This is a genomic window from Halomonas sp. Ps84H-12 (assembly GCF_024124725.1).
Lineage (GTDB): Bacteria > Pseudomonadota > Gammaproteobacteria > Pseudomonadales > Halomonadaceae > Vreelandella > Vreelandella aquamarina.
In genome coordinates, this window is sequence record NZ_JAMXSJ010000039.1 from 22,331 (window position 1) to 30,340 (window position 8,010).

Consider the following 8,010-nt stretch of genomic DNA (forward strand, 5'->3'; position numbering starts at 1 on the left):
CATGAAGCTAACACGCCGTGCGTTACTTAAAAATAGCTTATTACTGGGCGCCACCGCACCGTTATCGATAGGTAGTGCCTTCGCCGCGAACCAGGCAAATGTGTCGCAGCAAGGCCAGATCAATCTTTACGGTAGTAATAAGTCGACCACCGAGCTAGGGCTTGGGCTCCGTCAGCTAGGTTTGAAACCACGCTATGAAGGACGCCTTAACCCGCTAGCGCTGAGTGCCTTACCCAGCGGAACGCTGGCAGCCGGCTTTACCGATGAGTCGGGGATCGTACTACTTACGAGCCTGCTTGCCGGACGTGGTCGGATTCTTGCACTGGGGCGCCATGAGTCAAACCAGCATCATTTGTTAAGTCACCGCGGGCCTATTGTCGAGCCAACGACTATTGAAACGGGAAGTTGGCAAGCTTCTTTAGGACGTGAATATGCCCGCTTAGCGTTGGCCTCAGCTCGCGATCGTCATGCGCGACATTTTTTGGGCACGCCAACTACGACGAATGTCAGCGAGCTGAGCTTCCTGGTCCAACTCTGAATCTTTATCACAATAATCGAGAGACACGTTTATGAGCACGACAAAGCGTATTCTGCCTAAAGGCATTGCAGAGGCCGATTTCGATGCCGCGTTAAATCAATTTCGCGAAACGATTGGAAGCGAGAGCGTTCTGACCGAGAGCGAACAGCTAGCACCCTATACCAAAATAATGATGGCTGGAGATGCTTCCGACTATATTCCCTCGGCTGCGTTGCTGCCCAATGACGCTGAGCAGGTGCAGGAACTTGTACGTATTTGCAACGAGTATAAAGTACCGATCTGGACCATTTCTACGGGTAAAAACCTTGGATACGGGTCAGCTGCACCCGGCGAAACCGGCCAAGTCATTCTCGATCTTCATCGCATGAATCGTATTCTCAGTGTGGATCCTGAGGTCTGTACAGCGCTGATCGAACCCGGCGTCACGTACCAGCAGCTCTACGACTATATCCAAGAGAAAGGCTACAAGCTTTGGTTAGATCCGCCCGCACCGTCGGCGATTGCTGGGCCAGTTGGCAATACCCTTGATCGTGGTGTGGGCTACACCCCTTACGGCGAGCACTTCATGTTTCAGTGCGGCATGGAAGTGGTGCTGGCCAATGGTGAGATGATTCGCACCGGCATGGGCGGAATTGAGAATTCCAGTTCATGGCAGGTATTCAAGTGGGGCTATGGTCCCTATATCGATGGTCTCTTCACCCAATCCAACTATGGTGTCGTGACTAAGATGGGATTGTGGCTGATGCCCGAACCACCGGCTTATCGACCTTTCTTGATCCAGTATCAGGATCCCGAAGATATCGCTGAGATCGTTGATGTGCTGCGACCACTGCGTATCTCTCAAATCATTCCTAACGCAGTAGTGATTGTGCATACCCTGTGGGACGCAGGTACCCATGTGGTACGCAAGCACTATTACGATGGTAAAGAATCCATACCAAGGGAAGCCATAGAGCGGATCAAGCAAGATGAAGGCATTGGCGAGTGGAACGTCTACGCGGCGCTCTACGGCACACCCGAGCAGATCGAGGTCAACTGGAATATCGTCGAGCAAGCATTTGGGGCCAGCGGCAAAGCTAAAATCATGTATGGCGATGAAGCCGAACAGCGTGGTGGCGGCTTCGAGTATCGCTCGGCGTTGATGAAGGGCGACATGAATCTGCAGGAGTTTGGGCTGTACAACTGGCGCGGTGGCGGCGGTTCTATGTGGTTTGCCCCGGTGTCACAGGCCAAGGGTAGTGAGACTAAGGATCAGACTGAGTTAGCTCAAAAAATTCTCGGCAAGTATGGCTTTGACTACGTAGCCGAGTACATTGTCGGCTGGCGCGATATGCACCATGTCATCGATTTGCTCTACAACCGTGAAGATCCAGAAGAGACTCAACGCGCTCATGACTGTTTTGCAGAGTTGATTGATGAGTTCGCCAAGCGGGGCTATGGCCTCTACCGCACTAACACTGAGTTCATGGAGCAAGTAGCCGGAACGTTCGGCGAGCCGCTGCGCAATGTGCATACCGCTCTGAAGAATGCACTGGATCCCAATGGCATCTTATCGCCAGGTAAATCGGGTATCCGTCAGTAGACTTGAGTTCGCGGAAGCCAGTTATGTTCCAAGTTCCATCAACTTCCGCCGCTTGAATTGAGTCTTTCTCAATTTTAGGTACGGGCCATAGAAAATAACGATACAAGAAGGTGGGAACAGATGAAGCCCAATTTCAAGTTTAAGCCAATGATGACCATAACCTTGACAGGCTTACTGGTTATCCAAGCACTGAGTGGCGCGCTAGCCAATAATGGGGATGAAAGTCACCTAAACGCAAATGCCCCTGGTGATAAAAGCAATACGACAGTGGTGATGCTCGGTACAGGAACTCCGGTTTTGAAACATGAGCGGGCAGGCCAATCGATACTCATTGTGGTGGATAAGGAGATGTATCTGTTTGATGCCGGTCCAGGCTTCGTGAGGAACTTCGATGCCCTTTCCGGTGAGGACTTCATGCCTGAGGATATCTACTTCGACAACAATTCGGTTTACGGAGCGATGAACAAGGTGTTTCTCACCCACCTCGACTCTGACCATGTGATGGGTATGCCCGAGCTGATGCTTCGTCCATGGATTATGGGCCGTAGCGAACCGCTGAAGGTAGTTGGTCCCCAGGGTACGAAGGCGATGACCACAAATATTCTTGAAGCGTATTTGGACGATATCGAACATCGGCTGCACGGTACCCAACCTGCTAGCGAAGATGGTTTCACAGTTGAAGTGAGTGAGATCAGCGACACTCAGGTCGTGCACCAAGATGACAAGGTGACCATTACCGCCTTTAACGTTCATCACGGAAGTTGGGCAGATGGCATGGCCTTTGGCTATCGCGTGGAAACACCCGAAAAAACGGTGGTGATCAGTGGAGATACTCGGCATGAAGAGGAGCTTTACCAGTACTTCGATGGTGCCGATATTTTGATTCATGAAGTGATGAGTGAGCAAGGCGTAAGTCAGCTCCCGCAAGATTGGCAAAACTATCTGTACCACGCTCATACCAGTACGCAACAGCTAGCCGAGATAGGTCGCCATATAGCCCCCGAGTTACTAGTAATGAATCACCCATTATTTTTTGGCCAGAGCGACGAACAGCTGACCAATGAAATGGCCAATTATTACGATGGGGAATTCGTGCTTTCCGAAGATCTCGATATCTATAAATGAGGTTGGTTGCGACCAGTAGTAACGACTCTGAGCATTCAAAGGAGCAACAAAATGAGCGGCACTTATAGCGATTTTTATCTTCAGCTAATCGGTGGTAAATGGCGCGAGGGCAGTAGCGAGCGTACCACCGAAGTTCTCAACCCTTACGATAACCGCGTACTGCTGACGACGCGCTTAGCCAATCGCGATGATTTGGATGCCGCATTCACGACGGCAGAACAAGCCCAAACCGAGTGGGCGGCGACGCCACCTGCTGAGCGAGCTGAGTTATTGCAGCGTGTGGTAGCGATCTTCGATGCGCGTAAAGAAGAAATTATTGACTGGTTGATTCGTGAATCAGGCAGCACACGTCTAAAAGCAAACATTGAGTGGGGGGCGGCTCGCGGTATCTCCCGAGAAGCTGCCAGTATGCCGGGGCGTGTCCACGGTATGACGATGTCCTCCAACGTGCCAGGTAAGGAAAACCGTATCTACCGCAAGCCTCTTGGCGTGGTGGGGGTTATCAGCCCATGGAATTTTCCGTTACATCTTTCTCAGCGTTCCATCGCCCCCGCGCTGGCGCTGGGCAATGCGGTAGTGGTTAAGCCAGCTAGCGATACGCCGGTTACTGGCGGACTACTGCTAGCGAAGATCTTCGAGGAGGCTGGTCTGCCCGCCGGCCTACTCAGTGTGGTGGTCGGTGCTGGCAGCGAAATCGGGGATGCTTTCGTCGAACACCGCGTACCCCGTATGATCTCTTTCACGGGCTCGACCCAGGTAGGCCGCGGTATCGGGCGAATCGCCAGCGGCGGTGAACATATTAAGAAGGTGGCGCTGGAGCTTGGTGGCAATAGCCCCTTCGTAGTGTTGGATGACGCAGACCTTGATCAGGCAGTTAACGCCGCGGCGATGGGTAAATTTCTCCACCAAGGACAAATCTGCATGGCGGTCAACCGCATCATCGTTGATGAAAGCGTCTATGACGACTTTGTCGAGCGCTTTGTCACCAAGGTGAAAGGACTGCAAGTGGGTGATCCCAACGATATGGCTACGGTCGTTGGGCCTGTTATCAACGTCAAGCAGCGTGAAGGGCTGGAAGAGAAGATTGCTACTGCCAAGCGTGAAGGCGCTACCGTTTTGGTAGAGGGCGAGATTAATGGCCAGTTGATCCCACCGCATGTATTCAGTGATGTCACCCCGGATATGGAAATCAGTCGTGAGGAGATCTTCGGTCCGTTGGTCGGTATTCAGAAAGCCCGGGACGAGGCTCACGCACTAGAACTGGCTAATGGCACTGAGTACGGCCTCTCCAGCAGCGTTTTCAGTGGTGATATCGAGCGCGGAATGCGCTTTGCCCAGGGCATCAAGGCAGGCATGACTCATATCAACGATATGCCAGTTAACGATGAGGCTCATGTGCCCTTCGGTGGTGAGAAGAACTCGGGCCTTGGTCGTTTCAATGGTGATTGGGCAATCGAGGAGTTTACTACCGACCACTGGATCAGCGTGCAGCAAACGCCGCGCCGTTATCCTTTTTAACTCCCCAGAAGACACCCCTTTTACCCGTATAACAACGCTTGTCACCCGACTCGGGAGGGTGACTCGTTGGCTGATAAAAGAGACAACAAGCCATGAAAAAAACGACCTCCATCTTCCTGGCGGCACTCAGTGCTAGTGCCGCAGCGTCTTCGGCACTAGCCGTTAACGGCCACTACTCACTCGGCATCGAGGGCTTGGGCGCAGCGGCGGCACCGCCCCAAGGACTCTATTATCGAGGCTACCTGGTTCATTATGAGGTCGACAGCTTCAATGACGGTTCCGGCTCATCCGTGCCGGGGAACAATAGCGGCACGGTCAGCGCACTAGCCCACCGATTTATATGGATGACAGATAAGACGGTTCTAGGTGCCGATTACGGCATGGAGACGATTATTCCCATGCTGGATATCGAGTTTGATCTGGATGTTGCCGGGGGGAGCCGCTTCGACGATGACGGCATCGGTGATCTATTTGTCGGCCCAATAATTCTCGGTTGGCACGGTTCCCAATGGGATATTACCTTCGCTGGCGGCCACTGGTTCGACACTGCTGACTTTGATGCCGATAACCCAGCTTCGGTGGGCAAAGGATACGGCACTACCATGCTTACCTTGGGCGGCATGTGGCACTTTGACGAGGAGAAACGTTGGAACATCTCGGCCCTGTCGCGATATGAGATCAAGACCAAACAAGACGATACCGGCGTCACTCCCGGAGACAGTTGGCTGGTGGAGTGGGGCTCGGCCATCGTTTGAACAACGGTCTTGAGCTGGGCTTGGTCGGCTATAACGCCTGGCAACTAGAAGCCGATGAGGAGGCGCCAACCACAGACAAGGCGGAGCGCCATGCAATTGGGGCTGAAGCAGGCTATCTGTGGGCCACCGCCGGTGTGATACTCAAAGGGGCCTATTATCATGAGTACGACACGCAGGCCGGTGGTCTAAAAGGTTTGGAGAGCGATGGGAATACTCTCCGCCTACAGTTGACTAAGTTTTTTTGATTTGAGCTGCTCCCGTTCATTTCGGGCGGGAGCACGAAGGGAGAAGAGTCATGCAAATTAAAGCAGCGGTTACGGTAAAGCAGGGTGACGATTTTCAGTGGCAAAACGTGGACTTGACTGACCCGGCTAACGGCGAGATCCGCGTACGTATCGTTGCGACTGGCGTGTGTCACACTGATGCGGTGGCCCGTGACTTGGGGATTGCGCCGTTTCCTATTGTGCTGGGGCACGAAGGAGCTGGCGTCGTCGAGGCGCTCGGTGCAGGTGTGACGGGTCTGGAAATTGGCGACCATGTGGTGCTGTCGTTTGCACACTGTGGAGAGTGTGATCACTGTTTGACCGGGCATCCAACCGTTTGCGGTACATTCAACGAACTCAATTTCGGGGGTGCCATGGACGATGGCAGCCATCGGCTGCAGCGGGATAACGAGGCACTGGCAACTTTCTTCGGCCAATCTTCGTTTGCTACCCACGCCGTGGTAAGCGCGCGTAACGCAGTGAAGGTCGATCGGGAGGTCGAGTTAGCGATGCTCGGCCCATTGGGTTGCGGTATTCAGACGGGGGCGGGGACAGTGCTTAACCGTCTGAAACCTGAATTTGGTAGCTCGATTGTGGTGTATGGCTGTGGCGCGGTGGGCCTTTCCGCGGTCATGGCAGCTAAGATCATTGGCTGTCAGCGCATCATTGCGGTGGACGTAAACGAAAGTCGCTTGGCGCTCGCTCGCGAACTGGGCGCAACTCACACCGTTAATGGCAAGCAGGAACAAACTATTGAGCGCGTGCGAGAGATTACCGGTAATGGCAGTGAGTACGCTGTGGAAACAACCGGTGTGCCACTCGTGGTACGTCAGTCACTACAGGCTCTGCGTCCTTTAGGTGTCTCGGCAATTGTCGGTGTCACCCCAGAGGTTACGTTAGATGTTCACCACGACTTGATGGCGGAAGGAAAGTCCCTGATTGGTGTGATTGAGGGCGATTCGGTACCACGGGTGTTCATCCCTCAGTTGGTTGCCTATTACAAAGAAGGTCGCTTTCCTTTCGATAAGCTGGTCACGCTCTACCCAGCGGATCAGATTAACCAAGCCTTCGAAGACTCCAAAAATGGCACTACCGTCAAGCCGGTACTAAAGATCGGCTAAATATGTAGAGACTAATGGGTGAATTCGGCACCGATAATTATATAAATCTTTGAAAGAGAAGAGTAACGCTAGCAGCTACAGTCGGAGGCCATGTATTCGAGGTCAAGGGCTTGGCTCTGCTATACGGGTGACGATGAGGGCGTTGCATTATTGCATCAGGATATATGGTTTTTGATCAATATGCGGATTAGTCGCTGGCGACTAATCTGCTCAGACTCTATGTATTGAATTGGGTTAGAAGCCCCCCTATAGCACGACATCTGTGCTGTCGTGCTAAGTACCTGATCTAAAGTTTTCGTGTAATATCCATGCCAGGATTTCTGACACGGACAGAACCATGGAAAAACGCTTCGTTGCCCCTCTCACTGAACCTGAACAACAGACGCTGACCTCCGCCTATCACCATGGCGAGAAGCGCGCTCTCCGTCGTCGGGCGCATGCCATTCTACTGAGTGACCAAGGCCATACTATTACCCAAATCAGTGAGATACTTCAGGTTCGCCGCGATGCCGTATCACGATGGTTCAAGCAATGGGAAGTGTCCGGTTTTGATGGTCTCACCGACAAACCGCGTAGTGGACGAACACCCGCCCTCGATGAACACGATCACAAGCGACTGCAAGCGTTGGTAGCCGAGCATCCCCATCAGATTCGCGCCTTACAGGCTCGCTTTCAAGAAGAGACTGGCAAGTCTGTCGCCACGGTGACACTGCGCCGGGCGTTGAAAAAAAAATGGCCATAGCTTCAAGCGCATTCGGCATTCACTCAAGACCCAGCGTGACGAAACGGACTTTCGCAAAACGCAAGGCTTGATGAAAGCGCTTCACGAGCGAGAGGACCAAGGCGAGCACGAGCTCTATTACTTTGATGAATCAGGTTTTTCACAAGCGTCGTCGGTGCCGTATGCGTGGAGCCCTATCGGCAAGCCCTGGGAAGTCACTGCCTACTCCCGCAGCCGAAGGCTAAACGTGCTGGGCTTCCTAAGCCGAGCCGGAAAACTGGTCTATCACACGACAACCGAGACAGTGACCACGGAAACGGTCATAGAAGCGTTTGACCAGTTTGTGATCCAGAAGGATCCAGACACCTTCGCCGTTGTGGTGCTCGA

General features: G+C 53.0%; 5 protein-coding genes and 2 pseudogenes. All 7 read left to right on the forward strand.

Annotation, left to right across the window (positions count from 1 at the left end; translation table 11 throughout):
- The first annotated feature begins 1 nt into the window (after window position 1).
- Window positions 2-538: a hypothetical protein gene (locus NH344_RS15740; protein ID WP_253028114.1), complete on the forward strand. Its 537-nt coding sequence runs from the start codon at window positions 2-4 to the stop codon at window positions 536-538.
- 31 nt (window positions 539-569) lie between these two features.
- Window positions 570-2,120 (forward strand): FAD-binding oxidoreductase, encoded by a 1,551-nt coding sequence (locus NH344_RS15745; RefSeq protein WP_253028115.1) that lies wholly within the window; start codon window positions 570-572, stop codon window positions 2,118-2,120.
- Window positions 2,121-2,240: 120 nt separating this feature from the next.
- Entirely contained in the window at window positions 2,241-3,245 is a 1,005-nt protein-coding gene (locus NH344_RS15750) for an MBL fold metallo-hydrolase (RefSeq protein WP_253028116.1), read from the forward strand.
- A 51-nt stretch (window positions 3,246-3,296) separates the two neighbouring features.
- A complete protein-coding gene (locus NH344_RS15755) occupies window positions 3,297-4,763 on the forward strand; it encodes an aldehyde dehydrogenase family protein (RefSeq protein ID WP_035562965.1) in 1,467 nt (488 codons plus the stop codon).
- A 92-nt stretch (window positions 4,764-4,855) separates the two neighbouring features.
- Window positions 4,856-5,763: pseudogene (locus NH344_RS15760) on the forward strand (transporter).
- 50 nt (window positions 5,764-5,813) lie between these two features.
- Window positions 5,814-6,902, forward strand: coding sequence for an NAD(P)-dependent alcohol dehydrogenase (locus tag NH344_RS15765; protein WP_253028117.1), 1,089 nt, complete (start codon window positions 5,814-5,816; stop codon window positions 6,900-6,902).
- A gap of 337 nt (window positions 6,903-7,239) precedes the next feature.
- Window positions 7,240-8,010, forward strand: a pseudogene (locus NH344_RS15770) (IS630 family transposase); the annotation flags it as partial.

What these genes read in the sequence shown, in the direction of transcription:
- NH344_RS15755 (WP_035562965.1), top strand. Translation starts at nt 3,297, where the DNA reads ATGAGCGGCACTTATAGCGATTTTTATCTTCAGCTAATCGGTGGTAAA.
- NH344_RS15765 (WP_253028117.1), top strand. Translation starts at nt 5,814, where the DNA reads ATGCAAATTAAAGCAGCGGTTACGGTAAAGCAGGGTGACGATTTTCAG.
- NH344_RS15745 (WP_253028115.1), top strand. Translation starts at nt 570, where the DNA reads ATGAGCACGACAAAGCGTATTCTGCCTAAAGGCATTGCAGAGGCCGAT.
- NH344_RS15750 (WP_253028116.1), top strand. Translation starts at nt 2,241, where the DNA reads ATGAAGCCCAATTTCAAGTTTAAGCCAATGATGACCATAACCTTGACA.
- NH344_RS15740 (WP_253028114.1), top strand. Translation starts at nt 2, where the DNA reads ATGAAGCTAACACGCCGTGCGTTACTTAAAAATAGCTTATTACTGGGC.